A 15,483-nucleotide genomic window follows, 5' to 3' on the forward strand; every position below is an offset into this window, starting at 1 on the left:
AAAATGCCCGCCGCCCCTCCTCGCGACCGCCGCGGGCCACCCCGCTGCCGCCGCGCGAAGGCGGCACCCCGCCACCACCGGGGCGCGGCAACGACGAGCTGCGCCTGTACGGCTGGAATGCCGTGCAGGCGCTGTTCGAGCGCCGCCCGCAGGCGCTGCGCAAGCTGTACCTGGCCGAGGCGCTGATCCCGCGGCTGCAGCCGCTGTTGAAGTGGTGCGTGGCCAACCGTGTCGGCTATCGCGTGGTGGAAGAGGGTGACCTCAACAAGCTCGCCGCCACCACCCACCACGAAGGCGTGGTGGCCGACGTGCTGCGCGCCCCGATGCTGGAACTGGGCGAGTGGCTGGCCGGCCTGCCGGCCGACAAGCCGGCGCTGGCGCTGTGGCTGGATGGCGTGGGCAACCCGCACAACTTCGGCGCCATCCTGCGTTCGGCGGCGCACTTCGGCGTGGCCGGTCTGCTGCTGCCGCCCGATTCCACGCTGGCGTTGTCCGGTGCGGCGGCGCGTGTGGCTGAAGGCGGCGCCGAAGCGGTGCCGCTGGTGCGCCTGCCGGCACTGCCGCAGGCAATGGAAGCACTGCGTGCCGGCGGCTTCGGCCTGGCCGCCACGCTGGTGGAAGGCGGCGCGGACCTGTTCAAGGCCACCTTGCCGGCGCGGCTGGTGTATGTGATGGGCGCCGAAGGCGAGGGCATGGACCGTGCGTTGGCACAGACCTGCGACCTGCAGGTATCCATTCCCGGCAGTGGTGCGGTGGAAAGCCTCAACGTGGCATCGGCCACCGCCGTGTTGCTGTCGCACTGGTATGCACAGCGGTAACTTCGGGTAACGCTTGCGCGCTGCCCTGCGTGATGTGATCGACTTCTCCAAAGGAGTCGTGCCTACGGTGGATTCGGATTTTTCGCATAGTGCGCCGCGTTCTTGCTGCGTCACAGTGCAACGCGGCGCCGTACTGTGTAGGTGAGGAGAGACACCCACCCAGTGCGGCGCCGTTGTCCGGATCACGGTCTGTTCCGTGGCGCTCACCGCGTGGGGTGTGACGAATCCCGGTAGCCCGGCCGCTTGGCCGGGCTTTTTTTATGCGTTTTCCCGGTGCGCACGGGCGGAGTGCGACATTTCAGGCCTGTGCATGGGCGCCTGCGACGTGCGCGCGCAGTGACGTTCCGGGCCGCGCGCGATGGAAATCCGGAAGCGCGTTTCCTGCCGGGCATCCGCTGAAAAACGCCGTTGGCGTGATAGGCATTTTCGTGCGTGCGCCCGCGCACAGAACGCAAGATTCGCGTGATTTACCGATTTTTCCGAGATGACTTCCTGTGCAGATTGCCGGTGCGGCGGATTGGCCTGCCGCATCACTCTGTCACCAAGGAGGCATTCCATGACATTCGATGCGCTGCGTTCCCTGCGCCCGATTTCCTTCGCCCTGATCGCCGGCCTGCTGCCTGCTGCCGCCCAGGCTGCCGAGCACTCGCTGGACGGCGTCAATTTCATGGGGCCGCTGATCACCCCCAATCCGGCCGGCATGCCCAAAGGCAATCTCTTCGTCGAGCCGTACCTGATCCGCATCGATAGCGACCGCTACTTCGATGGCGACGGGCGCCGGCATGACAGCGACGGCCGCAGCGCCGCCTGGCTGACCGTGGTGCCGATCGCCTACGGCCTGGGTCAGCGCGTGACCGCGCAGGTCAACCTCAGCGCCTCGCGTGCCGAGACCGGCAGCGAGCGCAGCCGCGGCTTCCGCGCCGGCGATACCACCGCCATGGTGCAGTACCTGCTGCAGGCCCCGAACGAAGACGGCACCCGCCCGGCCATTTCGGTATCGCTGAGCCAGCGCTACGCCACCGGCAGCTATGACCGCATCGATGGCAACCCGCTCAATGCCCAGGGCGATGGCGTGCAGCGCACCACCTTCGGGCTCGGCATGCAGCAGGTGGTGTGGCTGCCCAACGGTCGCCCGCTGCGCTGGCGTGGCCAGCTCAGCGCCAGCCCGGCACCGGCGCGCGTGGCGATCAACGACCACAGCGTGTACGGCACCCCGGATGGCTTCCGCGGCAACATCGCGCCGGGTTCGCTGATCGGCCTCTCCGCGGCCGGTGAGTACAGCTTCGACTCGAAGTGGGTGGGCGTATTCGAGTTCGCCATCAGCCGCCAGAGCGACCGTCACCTGAGCGGCTACGCGCCCGCTGCCGACGGCACCATGCTGCGCATCGATGAGCGTCGCCCCGGCAGCCGCAACGTCACCCTTGCACCGGCGGTGCAGTACCACTTCAGTCCCAGCGTCGGGCTGATTGCCGGTGTGGAGTTCACGGTTGCGGGCCGCAATACCGGCAGCTACATCAACCCGCAGGTCGCCCTGGGCATGTTCTTCTGATGGCCCTCGATGAGATCGTCGCCCGCCTGCTGGGCATCGTCTGGAGTCCGGCGCTGGTCGGGCTGTGCCTGCTGGTGGGCCTGTACTTCAGCGTGCGCACCCGCTTCATCCAGCTGCGCGGGCTGCCGGAGATGCTCAAGCTGATGTTCCAGGGGCGCAGTTCGGCGGCGGGCGTGTCCTCGTTCCAGGCATTGAGCCTGTCGCTGTCCAGCCGCGTTGGCGTGGGCAACATCGCCGGCGTGGCGATGGCGATTGCCTACGGCGGGCCGGGTGCGATTTTCTGGATGTGGATCGTCGCCTTCCTCGGTGCCTCCAGCGCGTTCGTCGAATCCACCCTGGCGCAGATCTACAAGCAGCGCGACAGCAACGGCATGTACCGGGGTGGTCCGGCGTACTACATCGAAAAAGGCCTGGGCAAACGCTGGTACGCGGTGCTGTTCGCGCTCAGCACGGTGATCGGCTGCGGGCTGCTGCTGCCCGGTACGCAGTCCAACGCGATGGTCAGCGCGTTGGACGAGGCATGGGGCGCACCGGGCTGGGTCACCGCGGCCGGCATCGGCACGGTGGTCGCGATGGTGATCTTCGGCGGCGTGCGGCGCATCGCACAGGTGGCCCAGGTCATCGTGCCGTTCATGGCGCTGGGCTATCTGGTGGTGGCGGCCGTGGTGATGGCCCTGAACCTGGATGCGGTGCCGGAGATGTTCAGCATCATCCTGCGCAGTGCATTCGGCCAGGACGCCGCGTTCGGCGCCATGATCGGCACGGCCATCCAGTGGGGCGTGCGCCGTGGCGTGATGTCCAACGAAGCCGGCATGGGCAGCGGTGCGCATCCCGCTGCCGCAGCGGAAGTCTCCCACCCGGTGAAGCAGGGGCTGGTACAGGCCTGTTCGGTGTACATCGACACCATGGTGGTGTGCAGCGCCACCGCCTTCCTGATCCTGTCGGCCGGCACCTACAACGTGCATGATCCGGCCGCCCCGGCGCAGTGGATCGTGGCCAACGTACCGGGGCTGGAAGCGGGGCCGCGGTTCGTGCAGCAGGCGGTGGAATCGGCGTTGCCGGGCTTCGGGCGTTCGTTCATCGCCCTGGCGATCCTGCCGTTCGCCTTCACCACCATCCTGGCGCTGTACTACACGGCCGAAACCAACGTGGTCTACCTGCTGCGCAACCGCACCTCGCCGTGGGTGATGGCGTTGTTCCGGCTGGGCTTCCTGGGCGCCATGCTGTATTCGGCGTTGAACAGCGCCACGGTAGCGTGGTCGCTGGGCGATATCGGCGTGGGCCTGATGACCTGGCTCAACATCATCGCGCTGCTGCTATTGCAGAAACCGGCCCTGGCCGCACTGCGCGATTACGAAGCCTCACGCGGTGCAGGAAAGGACCCGGTGTACCGTCCCGACAACATCACGCTGCCGGCCAGCACGGTGTGGTTGCGGTAACCCGAAACGGAAACCGGCGGCAGACACCGCCGGTTTCCACATCATCCGCTTATTCGTTCGGCGGGGTGGTCGCCTTGGCTTCACTGCCGAAATTGCCATCGGCTTCGGCCGCCAGGTAGGCGAAGACCGTGTACGCCGCCACGTTCTGCGCCAGCGCCGCCGGTTCGATCTTGTCCAGCGTGTCGTCGGCGGTGTGGTGCAGGTTGAAGTAGTCGGTTCCGTCCTGCGCCAGCCACGCCCATGCGCCGCCCTTGGCGGCCAGTGGGCCGACATCGGGGCCCGGGCCACCCTTGTCCGGGGCGTATTCGATGCCCAGCGGCTTGAGCACCTCGGCAATCTGGGCGGTCGCCTCGCGCGAGCCTTCCGGGTTGGGCGAACCGGTGTTGAACGCATAGATGCGGCCGGCACCGAAGTCGCTCTCGGCGGCCAACTGGTGCAGCACGATGTCCTTGGCATGCGCTTCGGCGTAGGCCTTGCCGCCGTACAGACCCTGTTCCTCGTTGGCGAACGCCACCACGCGGATGCTGCGCTTGGGCGCCTGCTTGAGCTGGCCGATCAGGTGGCCGGCGGCCATGGTCAGCGCCACGCCGGCGCCATCGTCGATCGCGCCGGTGCCCAGGTCCCAGGAATCGAGGTGGCCACCAATGACCACCACTTCCTTGGGCAGGCTGCGCCCGGTGATCTCACCGATCACGTTGTACGAGGTGGCGGTGCCATCCCAGCCGCAATCCAGGCTGAGCTTGAGCTTGGTCGGCCCCAGCGCGACCAGCCGCGCCAGCTGGTTGGCATCGGGTACCGACAGCGCCGCCGACGGCACCGGCGTCAGGCCGTCATCGAAGCGGGTGATGCCGGTATGCGGCACGCGGTGCGAATCGGTACCGGCCGAACGCATCACGAAGCCCACCGCACCCTTGCGGATCGCCTCGGACGGGCCTTTGCTGCGCACCGCGCCGCCCTTGCCGTAGTCGCGGCCGTCGCGATAGGCGGTCATCTGGTAATCCACGAAGGCGATCTTGCCCTTGAGCGAGCCTTCCGGCGCGGCCTGCAGCGCGGCCAGGTCGGCAAAGCGCACCACCTCGGCCTCGACCGTACCGCCCGGGCTGCCGCCCAGCGCGGTAATGCTCAGCGGCTGTGCATGCTTGCCTACCACCTGCGCGTGTTCACTGCGGCGTTCCCACTTGGGGAAGGTCACCGGCTCTTTCCACACCTTGTCAAAGCCCAGTGCCTTGAACTTGGCTTCGGCCCAGGCCACCGCGCGGGCGTCGGCCTCGCTGCCGGCAATGCGCGGGCCGATCTCGGTCGTCAGCGATTCGACCACCTTCCAGCCGGTGTCGTCCTTCAGGGCCTGCTCGCGCAGTTCAGCAGCGGTGGCCAGCGATTTCGGCGGCAGGGTGGTGGTGCCCGTCGCCGCGAACGCCGGGGCGGCCAGCAGGGCGAGGGAAGATGCGATGGCAAGGACGCGGCGACGCATGGGACGGACTCCGGGGGGAACAGGGCGGAAGCCCACGAGCTTAGCAGCCTGCCCGCGCCGCACATGGGCGGGAGGTCATGATTGGGCGGATGCTGTTTTCCACCGGCGGGCAGGGCGACGACCAACGGTCGTCGCCTACCGGCGCGGAGCGGTAGGTACCGACCATTGGTCGGTACGCCATGCCAGGTAGGTACCGACCGTTGGTCGGTACGCCTTTTACCGCTTCAGGTTGTCCCGGATCTCCCGCAGCAGCACGATCTCTTCCTTTGGCGCCGCCGGTGCCGCTTCCTTCTTGCGCGCCAGGCGGTTGATCACCTTGACCACCATGAAGATCGCGAACGCCACGATCAGGAACTGCACCAGCGTATTGAGGAAATCGCCGTAGCCGATCACCACGGCAGGGATCTCCGTGCCATCGGCGGCCACGCGTGCCGGCGCCAGCGTCCACGCCAGTTCGGAGAAGTCCACCCGGCCAATGGCCCAGCCCAGCGGCGGCATGATGATCTTGTCCACCAGCGCGGTGACGATCTTGCCGAACGCAGCACCGATGACCACACCGACCGCCAGGTCGATGACGTTGCCACGCATGGCAAATTCCTTGAACTCAGTCAGCATTCCCATCGGGTTCTCCTGTAGCGGGGATAGCAAAGGTCGCCGCAGCGTAACGCGGCGCGTGTCGTCATCCGGCGATGATGCCGTGGCGTTCGGCCACGTTTTCCAGGCGCGCGCTGAAACGGTCGCCCGGCTTCAGTGCGGCCACGCCGGCCGGCGTACCCATGAACACCAGGTCGCCCGCACGCAGTGCCCACAGCTTGGACAGCTCGTGCAGGATCTCCGGCACGTTCCAGATCATCTGGTCCAGCAGTGACTGCTGGCGTACTTCGCCATTGATTTCCAGCGACAGGTTGAGCGCGGCAAGATCGCCCACTTCACCGGCCGGCACCAGTTCGCTGACCGGCGCGGAATGATCGAACCCCTTGGCCGAATCCCACGGGTGGCCCTTGGCCTTGGCCGCCGCCTGCAGGTCGCGGCGGGTCAGGTCCAGGCCTACGCCGTAGCCGAACACCAGCGCCTCGGCCTGGTCGAGCGGCAGCTCGCCGGCGGGCGCGTCACGGCCGATCGCCACCACCAGCTCCACTTCGTGGTGCAGGTCCTGGGTGGAAGGCGGGTAGGGGATCACATCGTCATGGCCAACCACGATCGCATCGGCCGGCTTGCTGAAGAACATCGGCCGGCCGCGGTCATCGGCGGCGGGCACCGCAGCACCCATTTCCTTGGCGTGGTCGGCGAAATTGCGGCCGACGCAGTAGATGCGGCGCACAGGAAACGTACCGCCACCAGCGACCGGAATGCGGGGTTGTTCGGGGGCCGGGATTACATCAGACATGCGCGCGTCCTGTGGGAAGGGGTCGCACGAGTGTATTCCGCCACGCCGCAAATCGAGTAGTGCCGACTGTTAGTCGGCAACCCAGCCAAACCCGGCAAACCGGCCAAACCCACTCAACGCGACAGCGGCAACGCCTGCTTGCGCACCACGCGGTACTCACCTTCCACCACCTGCGGATCGGCCGCACGCGCGGCCTGCTTCCGCGAAGCCAGCAGCTTCCACGCCACGCCGGCGATGATCATCGCCGCGCCCACGAACACACCCACGAACACCAGGGCGGCCAGGATCGCCAGACCCAACAGGCCCACCGCAACGCGCACCAACGGATGGCGCGGCTTGCGCGGCGCAAACAGGGAGCGGAACTGGTTGAACTGGAAGCGGTTGTACATGGCGGTTCTTTGGCTGAAGTCAGCGAGATGTCAGTATCCCGGCACTCTTTTGTCATTGAGTGAAAAACTCGTTAAACCGGGCCTGCGTTGATTTGAAATCAATGACTTGTGTTCATCGCAGAGCCAGCCAGATGAGGGCGTGAGACAATCGCGCACCGTGCCCTGGATGCTGTTTCCATGTCTGTTTCCGATGCCTCCGCAACTGCCCTGATCGCCCTGGAACGTATTGTCGACGGGGGATTTGCCGAGGCGGAAGGATGCATAGACGGCGACCACGAGTCGCTGGTGCTGTACCGCGACGGCGACGATGTGCGCGGCTGGCTCAACATCTGCCCCCATGCCGGGCGCCGGCTGGATTGGGCGCCGGGCCAGTTCCTCAAGAGCAAGGCCGGCGAGCTGGTCTGCGCCGCGCATGGCGCGTCGTTCTCGCTGACCGATGGCGAATGCGTAGCGGGCCCGTGCAAGGGCGACCGGTTGCGGAGCGTGGCGCTGGAAGTGCGGGACGGGCAGGTTTTCCTGGCGTGAGGCATGCCGACCAACGGTCGGCATCTACCCGTTCCATGCCGACCAACGGTCGGCATCTACCGGTAGGTACCGACCGTTGGTCGGTACACCACTCAGAACATCAGGTTGATCATCGCCACCACCACGATGGTGTAGATCAACGACAACGGCGCGCCGACCCGCCACAACTCACGCGGGGTGTAGTTGGCCGGTCCGGTGATCATCGAAATCACCGGGTTTGAAGCGGTCATCAGGTTGTTGGACGCCGACAGCGCCACGATCAGCGCGAACGCGGTCGGGCTGCCGCCGGCCGCCAGCGCCAGGTTCACGGCAATGGGCACCATCACGATGGTCGCGCCTACATGGCTGATCACCAGCGAAAACACCGTGGTCAGAAGCGCCAGCGCGATTTCCAGCACCCACACCGGAATGCCGGTAGGCAGGCGGTCGATGGTGTGCCCGGCCACCCAGGCCGCCGCGCCGCTGCTGTCCATCGCCCAGCCCAGCGGAATCAGCCCGGCCATCATGAACACCGTCTTCCAGTTGATCGAGGCATACGCCTCGTCCATGCGCAGCACGCCGGTGAGCAGCATGCCGGCCACGCCGGTCATCAGGGTCAATGCCACCGGCAGCTTCGACGTGAGCGCGATCAGGATGGTGATGGCGAAGATCGACATGGCGATCTTGAACTTGTGCGGGCGCTGTTCGCCCTTCGGGTAATCGGTGACCACCACGAAGTCGCGGCTCTTGGCGGCCTGGGCCAGGTCGGTCCAGATGCTGTGGAACACCAGCATGTCGCCGGCGCGTAGCGGCACGTTGCGCACGTCCTCGCGGATCACCTGCTTGTCGCGGTTGATCGCCAGCAGGCTGATGCCGCGCTGCTTGCGCAGGCGCAGGTCCGAGGCGCTCTTGCCGATCACCTCGGAGGTGGGCGGAATCACCGCCTCGGAAATGCCCGCGCGGCTGGGGTTGAACAGGTCGCCCAGGTGCTTCAGCCGCGAAGACATGCGCAGGAACTGGTTCTGGGCGAAATCGCCTACCTGCTGGCGGCTGCCCATCACGCCCAGCACGCTGCCCACCCAGATCCGCATTTCCGCCGGCGGTGCCAGCCGGGTGTCGTTGCCGGTCTTGAGCGCCAGCATCAGCGGCGCATCGTGCAGGTTCTCGGCCTCGCCCAGGGTCATGCCCACCAGCGGGCTTTCGGCGCTGACCACCAGCTCGAACACATCGCCATCGATCCCGTAGGTCTTGGCGAAGTAGCTTTCCGTGCGGGCCGGGGTGACGCCGTCGTTGGCCAGCGTTTCTTCCTCCACCAGCTTGCGGTCGCCGAAGTAACGGAAGTACAGCAGCGACGCGGCCAGCAGCGCCAGGCCGATCGGCAGCGGCGCAAACATGCGCAGCGGTTCGATCGTGGCCAGGCCCGAAGGAAGATTGTTGTTGGCCGAGGCCAGCAGATCGTTGAGCAGGATCAGCGGCGAATTGCCGACCATGGTCAGCGCGCCGCCCATCACGATCGCCGCGGCAATCGGCAGCAGCAGGCGCTGCAGGGTCAGCCCGGTGCGCGCCACCAGCCGCGAGGCCACCGGCAGGTACAGTGCCATCACCGATGGGTTCTGCATGAACGACGAATTCAACCCGGCAATGGCCGTGGTCATCATCAGCAAGCGGGTTTCAACGCCATGTCCGCGCCGCAGCAGCCACGCCGCCAGCCTGTTCAGCGCCCCGGTGCGATCCAGGCCGGCACCGAGGATGGTGGTGGCGATGATGCTCATCACCGCGTTACCCGAGAAACCGCCGAAGATTTCCTCCGGCGCGATCAGGCCAGTCACGCCCAGCACCACCAGCACCACCAGCGCCACCACGTCGGCGCGGATGCGCTCGAACAGGAACATCGCCATCGTGAAGCCGACCAGCCCCAGGACGAGCTTCATGTCGGTGGTCAGCGTCAGCGTGGTGTCCATGGGGTAACGCGGTTCCTTGGATAGGGATCAGGTACGGTCGTACAACAGGTCCCACACCCCGTGGCCCAGCTTCTGGCCGCGGGTTTCGAAGTGCGTCTGCGGCCGCCACGCCGGCCGCTCCACCTGGCCGCGCGGACCGGCGCGGTTGACCAGCCCCGGGGTGGCGTCCAGCACCTCCCACATCTGCTCGGCATAGTCTTCCCAGTCGGTGGCGCAGTGCAGCCGGCCACCCACGCGCAGCTTGCGCACCAGCAGTTCCGCAAACCCCGGCTGGATCAGGCGGCGCTTGTTGTGGCGCTTCTTGTGCCACGGGTCCGGGAAATAGATGCGCACTTCATCCAGCGCGCCATCGGCGATTTCCTTTTCCAGCACCTCCACCGCATCGTGGTGGTACAGGCGCACGTGGTCGGCGTTGTCGTCGGCCAGTGCATTGAGCAGCCGGCCCACGCCGGGTGCGTGCACCTCCAGCCCGATGTAATCGCGGCTCGGATCCTGCTGCGCGGCAAAGCGCAGCGCGGCGCCGTTGCCGAAGCCGATCTCCAGCACCTTCAGCGCATCGCGCCCGAAGGTGGCATCCAGGTCGCGCGGCTCGCCGGTGAAGTCCAGGCCAAAGCGCGGCCAGCGGTCGTCGAACGCGCGCTGCTGGGCGGGGGTGAAGCGGCCCTGGCGCAGCACGAAGCTGCGCACCTCGCGGCGGCCTTCGGTGACGGTGAAGGGTTTGGGCGGCGCCTTGGCGCCCGCGCTGTCGAAGGGATTGGTCATCAGCCGATCAACCCGTCCACCGGCGAAGACGCGCTCGCATAGCGCTTGCGCGGAATGCGCCCGGCCAGGAACGCCTCGCGCCCGGCTTCAACCGCCTTGCGCATCGCGCTGGCCATCAACACAGGGTTGCGCGCGCCGGCAATGGCGGTGTTCATCAGCACGCCGTCGCAGCCCAGCTCCATCGCAATGGCCGCATCCGACGCGGTGCCCACGCCGGCATCGACGATGATCGGCACCTTGGCGCTTTCGATGATTTCCAGCAGGTTGTACCTGTTCTGGATGCCCAGCCCCGAGCCGATCGGTGCGGCCAGCGGCATCACCGCCACGCAGCCGATCTCTTCCAGCCGCTTCGCCAGGATCGGGTCATCGGAGGTGTAGACCATCACCTCGAAGCCGTCCTTGACCAGCGTTTCGGCGGCCTTGAGGGTCTGCACCACGTCCGGGTACAGCGTCTTCTGGTCGCCCAGCACTTCCAGCTTGGTCAGGTTGTGGCCATCGAGCAGTTCGCGCGCCAGCCGGCAGGTACGCACCGCGTCTTCGGCGGTGTAGCAGCCAGCGGTGTTGGGCAGGATGGTGTAGCGGTCCGGCGGCAGCACGTCCAGCAGGTTCGGTTCGCCCGGGTTCTGCCCGATGTTCGTGCGGCGGATCGCCACGGTGACGATCTGGGCCCCGGCCGCCTCGGTGGCGATGCGGGTTTCGTCCAGGTCCTTGAACTTGCCGGTCCCGGTCAGCAGCCGGGAAGCGTAGGTCTTGCCGGCGATCACCAGCGAATCGGGGGAAGAATGAGCAGTCATAAGCGAATTATCACACAGCCCACTGCCGCACAGACCCGGTAGCGCCGGCCGTTGGCCGACCCACGCGGACCGTGAATCGTCACCCGCCGCCCAACGCGTGCACGATCTCGACCACGTCGCCATCCTCGAGCACGTGGGTCGCGTGCAGGCTGCGGGTAACGATTTCGGCATTGATCTCCACCGCTACCCGGCGCTCGGTGAGGTGTTCGGCCTGAAGCAGGTCCAGCACGGTGGCACTTTGCGGAAGCTGGCGGGGTTCGCCGTTGAGCGTGATGTTGACGAAGTTCATGGCGCGATTGTCCCCCAAAGTCGTCACTTCTGCGTACCCTTGCGCCCCCACCGATGCCCGTCCCGGCCCGTGGTGTCTGACGTCTGCGTGCCCTTGGCACCGGCCATGCCGCAGCGCAGCGTGATGTCGCCGGGGTGCAGTGGAACCATGGCACCGTGCGCCGCCGTACGTCGGCCGTCATCACCCAAAAAGGAGTTTTTTCCATGCTGCTCAGCAAGCGTCCCCTGCGTTCCCTGATGGCCGTGGCCATCGCCCTGGCCGCCGTGCCGGCGATGGCGCAGTCGCCCTATTCGAAGACCATCTTCATCGGCGACAGCCTGACCGACCAGGGCTACTTCCGCCCGCTGCTGCCGGCCTCCGTGCAGCCGGTCACCGGCCAGTTCACCACCAACCCGGGTTGGGTATGGGCGCAGTACGTGGCCGACTACTACGGCACCAACGCCACTGCGCACGGCAACGGCCAGAATGGTGACAACTACGCCATCGGCGGCGCCCGCGTCGGCGTGGACACCACCCAGACGCTGGCCCCGGGCACCCCGGCCATTCCGGTCTACTCGCTCAAGACCCAGACCGCGCAGTACCTGGCCGCGAACGGCGGCAAGGCCGACGCCAACGCCCTGTACACCGTGTGGGGCGGTGCCAACGACCTGTTCGCCATCCAGGCCGGCGCACCGCTGCAGGCCACCCTTGGCGCGGCCGTGACCGACCAGGTCGGCATCGTGGGTACCCTCAAGGGCGCCGGCGCGCAGTACATCGTCGTGCCGACCCTGCCCGACATCGGCCTGACCCCGGCCGCACGCGCCGGTGGCGCGGTGGGCATGGCGCAGGGCACCGCGCTGGCCAAGGCCTACAACGACGCGCTGTTCGGTGGCCTGAAGGCTGCCGGCCTGCAGGTCATCCCGGTGGATACCTTCCACATCCTGCAGGAAATCGTCGCCAGCCCGGCCACTTACGGCTTCATCAACGTCACCAGCCCGGCCTGCACCACCGCCTCGTCGCTGACCTGCAACCCGACCGCCTACGCCAACCCGAACGCGGCCAACAACTACGTGTTCGCCGACGGCGTGCACCCCACCACCGCCACCCACCAAATGCTGGGTGAGTACACCCTGTCGATCCTGGAAGCCCCGCGCAACCAGCAGATCCTGACCCACTCGGCGCAGACCGTGGGCCGTGCGCGCGCCGACCAGGTCAGCGGGCACCTCGACGGCCGTCCGGCCGATGGCCTGAGCTGGTGGGGTGGCCTGCGCGGCGACATGCAGCGCTACGACCACGCTGACCTGTACGACGGCCTGGCCCCGGCCGGTCTGTTTGGTATCGACTGGGCCCACGACGGCATGGTCGTCGGCGGCTTCGCCGGCTATGGCCGCATGGATGCCGACTTCGGCAACAGCAAGGGCGATTTCACCCAGTCCGACACCACCCTGGGCCTGTTCGCGGGTTGGTACGGCGAAAAGACCTGGGTCACCGGCCAGATCAGCTACAGCTGGCTGGACTATGACGTGACCCGCCGCGTGCAGCTGGGCCCGGCCGAGCGCACCCACACCGGTTCGCCGGAAGGCAGCAACCTCACCGCCGCCCTGAACGCCGGTTACGAATTCGGCACCGAAGGTGGCTTCCGCCACGGCCCGGTGGCCGCGGTGATCTGGCAGCAGGTCAAGCTGGATGGCTACGTGGAATCCAACCCGAGCGCCACCGCGCTGGGCTACGGCAACCAGGACACCGACTCCACCGTGGGCCGCGTCGGCTGGCAGGCCCGCTTCGACGGCGGCAGCGTCAAGCCGTACGTGCAGGTCACCTACGACCACGAGTTCGAAGACGGCAAGCAGGCCAGCGCCTGGCTGCAGACCATGCCGGACGTGGGCATGTACAAGGTGCCGGGCCTGGAGTTCGACAAGAACTACGCCACCGCCGTGCTCGGTGCGCGCATGAGCATGTTCGGCCTGAACAGCAATGTCGGCATGAGCACCACTGCGGCACAGAAGCGGGCACGCGACATCAGCCTGTTCGCCACGGTGAGCGGCAGCTTCTAAGCCGGAAGCCGGCGTTGCACGGCCAAATCGCCGTGCACCCACCCGGTAGGGCACGACCGTTGGTCGTGCCGAAAGCAACGGGCGGCCGCAAACCGCCCGTTGCCTTTTAACCCCCCGGGCAACTAAACTTCCCCGACACCAAGCGGGTGTAGCTCAATGGTAGAGCTGTAGCTTCCCAAGCTACTGACGAGGGTTCGATTCCCTTCACCCGCTCCATGTCTCCCAAGCGTCGCGGTGTTTTCGCCCGCTCCGCAATCTCAGGCCCGCTCCGCAATTGACCGCGTTGGAGTCGCCTTCGAACCCCTCTTCTTCATCACATAGATCTCCGTCGTCGTCACCGACGAATGGCCGAGCTGTGCCTGCGCTTGGCGAATGTCCTGGGCAGAATCGGCCTTGTCCGTGCCGGCCTTCGCGCGCAGATCGCGGAACTGGAAGTCCGCGCTCTTGACCCCGGCGTCCCTGCGGGCCTTGTCGAACCGGTAGCGGAGCGCGGCTCGCCCGAGCGCCAAACCGCTGTCATCAACGATCAGCCGCGTGCTGTACGGCTTCCCCCTGCCATTCGGCAGCTTGGCCTGCTTGCGCGCCGCGATGCGGTTCAGCAGCGCGGCGAGCTCCCCCGTCACCTCCATCGTCACCTTGTTGTCGGACTTCGCCTGCTGAATGACCAGGCCGCGCGCTGTGATGTGCCGAACGTCCATGGCCCAGGCATCGCCGACACGCTGCCCGGTCAGGTAGGCAAGGTCCATGGCGTCGCGCAGTGCTGCGTCGGCGTGCTGGTACACCGCCTGGAATACCTCGTCCTCAACATAGACCACTCGCCCGGTCTCCTTATTGCGGCGGATGCCCTCACAGGGGGTGGGCAGGTCGGCTACGCCATTGCCACGCGCCCAGTTCCAAATATGCGAGAACAGTAGACCTCTCGATTGGCAATCACCTTGGACGGACGCCAGTCCAGGTACTGCCTGATGTTGATCGGGCGTATGACTTCGAACGGCGCCGGTGCACGTCGAAGAAGCTTAGAAGCGCGCTGATGCACCGGTTGTTTAGCCGCTAGGTGCTGAGCGCCTTGGTGGGGACAACTTCCGCCTGGTAGCGCTGGGCGACGAGGCGGAACGTCACGACAGCGGCTGCCGGGATCGTGCTGGCGTGCTCAAACTCCGCCCACTTCTTGATCGCCACGCCGTAGTCGCTCCCGAGGGGCGTATCCTTGCGCGGCTTGCCGCAGCGGTCGTAGTAGTAGTGGATCACGCCCGACTTTTGCCCGCGCGAGCGGACCCGGGGGATTGCCCCCGGCTTCTTCGGCTTCCTTCCCCATCACGCTACCTTGCTGGGGTCCATGTCGGTGGCTGCTTGGCAGCTGCAGCCGTTCCTTCAACGCTGGAGCGCAGCACGACCGGCCAGTCGTAGGCGTCTAGGTAGTGCGTGATTCCATTTTTTCGCAGAAATGCAGCTTGGCGCGCGCGCTTGGGGAGTGCGGCACAGGCTGGCGATCTCGTCGCGGGATAGGATTATTTCAACCATTGGCCGCCCTCCCTTCGCCCGTCATCGGCAGGCGCATCTGGATAACGTTGTCCGCTGGCGAAACGGTCGCGGGCAGCACCTTCCTAGCGGTACGGGGAGCGCGGTTGAGCCGCCGCCATTCGGCCAAGGCGGCGTCCGGCTCGGCGTGCTTGCCGGTAGCCCGGCAGCGGCATTCGACCAGATGGCCCCCCCGGCGGCGAGTCCGCGCAGATCGTGGATATGGCGCGCGCTGTGACCGGCGGCGCAGGGCGGAAGCGGCTCGGGGTGCCTGATGTGTCTTTGCGTCATATGTTTTTCCACTTGGATGTTGCCACGGCTTAGTCGGCCACACGCGGTGCCTGAGCCTGCGTGGTCAGGTTTGGCGAACCCACGCCGCTGGATGCAGAAAGGGGTAGCATCTGAGAGGACATTCCCCGACCTCGATATGATTTATGGCTTTCGCGCCCCACATCCCGCACGGAGGTCAGTCTTTTCACCTTCGCTCTTGGCAGGACTTGGTCGCCAAACTTACATTTGAGACGGAGGAATTTGAGCGGACCCGTTTGATTGATCGTGAGGCGGAGTTC

The 15,483-nt window shown here is 66.6% G+C and carries 13 protein-coding genes, 1 tRNA gene and 3 pseudogenes; 6 read left to right on the plus strand and 11 right to left on the minus strand.

The genetic code is table 11. The annotated features are described in order from the left end of the window. Positions 1 to 44: 44 nt before the first annotated feature. From KVS69_RS14310 to KVS69_RS14320, 3 genes are all read left to right on the plus strand, one after another. Complete coding sequence (locus tag KVS69_RS14310; protein ID WP_254622199.1) at positions 45 to 818, plus strand: TrmH family RNA methyltransferase; 774 nt, start codon at positions 45 to 47, stop codon at positions 816 to 818. A gap of 556 nt (positions 819 to 1,374) precedes the next feature. Further along, positions 1,375 to 2,367 carry a hypothetical protein gene (locus KVS69_RS14315; RefSeq protein WP_217538653.1) on the plus strand — a complete coding sequence of 331 codons (993 nt, stop codon included), beginning with the start codon at positions 1,375 to 1,377 and terminating at the stop codon, positions 2,365 to 2,367. After that, positions 2,367 to 3,806, plus strand: coding sequence for an alanine/glycine:cation symporter family protein (locus KVS69_RS14320; RefSeq protein ID WP_217538655.1), 1,440 nt, complete (start codon positions 2,367 to 2,369; stop codon positions 3,804 to 3,806). Before KVS69_RS14315 ends, KVS69_RS14320 begins: the two co-directional genes overlap by 1 nt. A 49-nt stretch (positions 3,807 to 3,855) precedes the next feature. On the opposite strand, the gene KVS69_RS14325 is transcribed toward KVS69_RS14320, so the two are convergent. The 4 genes from KVS69_RS14325 to KVS69_RS14340 form a co-directional block, all read right to left on the minus strand. Continuing rightward, positions 3,856 to 5,277, minus strand: a complete 1,422-nt coding sequence (locus tag KVS69_RS14325; protein WP_217538657.1) for a M28 family peptidase — start codon at positions 5,275 to 5,277, stop codon at positions 3,856 to 3,858. A 216-nt stretch (positions 5,278 to 5,493) separates the two neighbouring features. Continuing rightward, positions 5,494 to 5,898, minus strand: a complete 405-nt coding sequence (gene mscL, locus KVS69_RS14330; protein WP_184126686.1) for a large-conductance mechanosensitive channel protein MscL — start codon at positions 5,896 to 5,898, stop codon at positions 5,494 to 5,496. Between the two features lie 58 nt (positions 5,899 to 5,956). Continuing rightward, a complete protein-coding gene (locus KVS69_RS14335; protein WP_093533691.1) occupies positions 5,957 to 6,664 on the minus strand; it encodes a fumarylacetoacetate hydrolase family protein in 708 nt (235 codons plus the stop codon). A 113-nt stretch (positions 6,665 to 6,777) separates the two neighbouring features. Then, entirely contained in the window at positions 6,778 to 7,053 is a 276-nt protein-coding gene (locus KVS69_RS14340) for a hypothetical protein (protein ID WP_093533692.1), read from the minus strand. A 177-nt stretch (positions 7,054 to 7,230) separates the two neighbouring features. Here KVS69_RS14340 and KVS69_RS14345 point away from each other — a divergent pair, with 177 nt between their 5' ends. Beyond that, positions 7,231 to 7,578, plus strand: coding sequence for a Rieske 2Fe-2S domain-containing protein (locus KVS69_RS14345; protein WP_217538658.1), 348 nt, complete (start codon positions 7,231 to 7,233; stop codon positions 7,576 to 7,578). A gap of 92 nt (positions 7,579 to 7,670) precedes the next feature. Here the strand turns inward: KVS69_RS14345 and KVS69_RS14350 are convergent, their stop codons facing one another. From KVS69_RS14350 to thiS, 4 genes are all read right to left on the minus strand, one after another. After that, entirely contained in the window at positions 7,671 to 9,518 is a 1,848-nt protein-coding gene (locus tag KVS69_RS14350; protein ID WP_217538659.1) for an SLC13 family permease, read from the minus strand. A gap of 27 nt (positions 9,519 to 9,545) precedes the next feature. Continuing rightward, a complete protein-coding gene (trmB, locus tag KVS69_RS14355) occupies positions 9,546 to 10,280 on the minus strand; it encodes a tRNA (guanosine(46)-N7)-methyltransferase TrmB (protein WP_217538660.1) in 735 nt (244 codons plus the stop codon). Further along, on the minus strand, positions 10,280 to 11,074 hold the full coding sequence (locus tag KVS69_RS14360; RefSeq protein ID WP_068853829.1) for a thiazole synthase: 795 nt from the start codon (positions 11,072 to 11,074) through the stop codon (positions 10,280 to 10,282). Before KVS69_RS14360 ends, trmB begins: the two co-directional genes overlap by 1 nt. Positions 11,075 to 11,153: 79 nt before the next feature. Then, positions 11,154 to 11,363 (minus strand): sulfur carrier protein ThiS, encoded by a 210-nt coding sequence (gene thiS, locus KVS69_RS14365; protein ID WP_095363624.1) that lies wholly within the window; start codon positions 11,361 to 11,363, stop codon positions 11,154 to 11,156. 203 nt (positions 11,364 to 11,566) lie between these two features. Between thiS and KVS69_RS14370 the strand changes: the two genes are divergently transcribed. Then, entirely contained in the window at positions 11,567 to 13,396 is a 1,830-nt protein-coding gene (locus KVS69_RS14370; RefSeq protein WP_184126691.1) for an autotransporter domain-containing protein, read from the plus strand. A 142-nt stretch (positions 13,397 to 13,538) separates the two neighbouring features. Then, positions 13,539 to 13,612, plus strand: a tRNA-Gly gene (locus tag KVS69_RS14375). Positions 13,613 to 13,653: 41 nt separating this feature from the next. On the opposite strand, the pseudogene KVS69_RS14380 reads toward KVS69_RS14375, so the two are convergent. The 3 pseudogenes from KVS69_RS14380 to KVS69_RS21095 form a co-directional block, all read right to left on the minus strand. Then, positions 13,654 to 14,680: pseudogene (locus KVS69_RS14380) on the minus strand (tyrosine-type recombinase/integrase). 35 nt (positions 14,681 to 14,715) lie between these two features. Next, positions 14,716 to 14,917, minus strand: a pseudogene (locus KVS69_RS14385) (DUF4224 domain-containing protein). Beyond that, positions 14,910 to 15,205 (minus strand): annotated as a pseudogene (locus tag KVS69_RS21095) (hypothetical protein). The pseudogenes KVS69_RS14385 and KVS69_RS21095 overlap by 8 nt, the downstream one beginning before the upstream one ends. Positions 15,206 to 15,483 lie beyond the last annotated feature (278 nt).

The organism is Stenotrophomonas sp. GbtcB23, from assembly GCF_019091045.1.
GTDB lineage: Bacteria > Pseudomonadota > Gammaproteobacteria > Xanthomonadales > Xanthomonadaceae > Stenotrophomonas > Stenotrophomonas rhizophila_A.

Coding starts and splice junctions, on each gene's coding strand:
- KVS69_RS14335 (WP_093533691.1), bottom strand. CDS start 6,664: ATGTCTGATGTAATCCCGGCCCCCGAACAACCCCGCATTCCGGTCGCT.
- KVS69_RS14360 (WP_068853829.1), bottom strand. CDS start 11,074: ATGACTGCTCATTCTTCCCCCGATTCGCTGGTGATCGCCGGCAAGACC.
- thiS (WP_095363624.1), bottom strand. CDS start 11,363: ATGAACTTCGTCAACATCACGCTCAACGGCGAACCCCGCCAGCTTCCG.
- KVS69_RS14325 (WP_217538657.1), bottom strand. CDS start 5,277: ATGCGTCGCCGCGTCCTTGCCATCGCATCTTCCCTCGCCCTGCTGGCC.
- KVS69_RS14315 (WP_217538653.1), top strand. CDS start 1,375: ATGACATTCGATGCGCTGCGTTCCCTGCGCCCGATTTCCTTCGCCCTG.
- mscL (WP_184126686.1), bottom strand. CDS start 5,898: ATGGGAATGCTGACTGAGTTCAAGGAATTTGCCATGCGTGGCAACGTC.
- KVS69_RS14370 (WP_184126691.1), top strand. CDS start 11,567: ATGCTGCTCAGCAAGCGTCCCCTGCGTTCCCTGATGGCCGTGGCCATC.
- KVS69_RS14350 (WP_217538659.1), bottom strand. CDS start 9,518: ATGGACACCACGCTGACGCTGACCACCGACATGAAGCTCGTCCTGGGG.
- KVS69_RS14320 (WP_217538655.1), top strand. CDS start 2,367: ATGGCCCTCGATGAGATCGTCGCCCGCCTGCTGGGCATCGTCTGGAGT.
- KVS69_RS14345 (WP_217538658.1), top strand. CDS start 7,231: ATGTCTGTTTCCGATGCCTCCGCAACTGCCCTGATCGCCCTGGAACGT.
- KVS69_RS14340 (WP_093533692.1), bottom strand. CDS start 7,053: ATGTACAACCGCTTCCAGTTCAACCAGTTCCGCTCCCTGTTTGCGCCG.
- trmB (WP_217538660.1), bottom strand. CDS start 10,280: ATGACCAATCCCTTCGACAGCGCGGGCGCCAAGGCGCCGCCCAAACCC.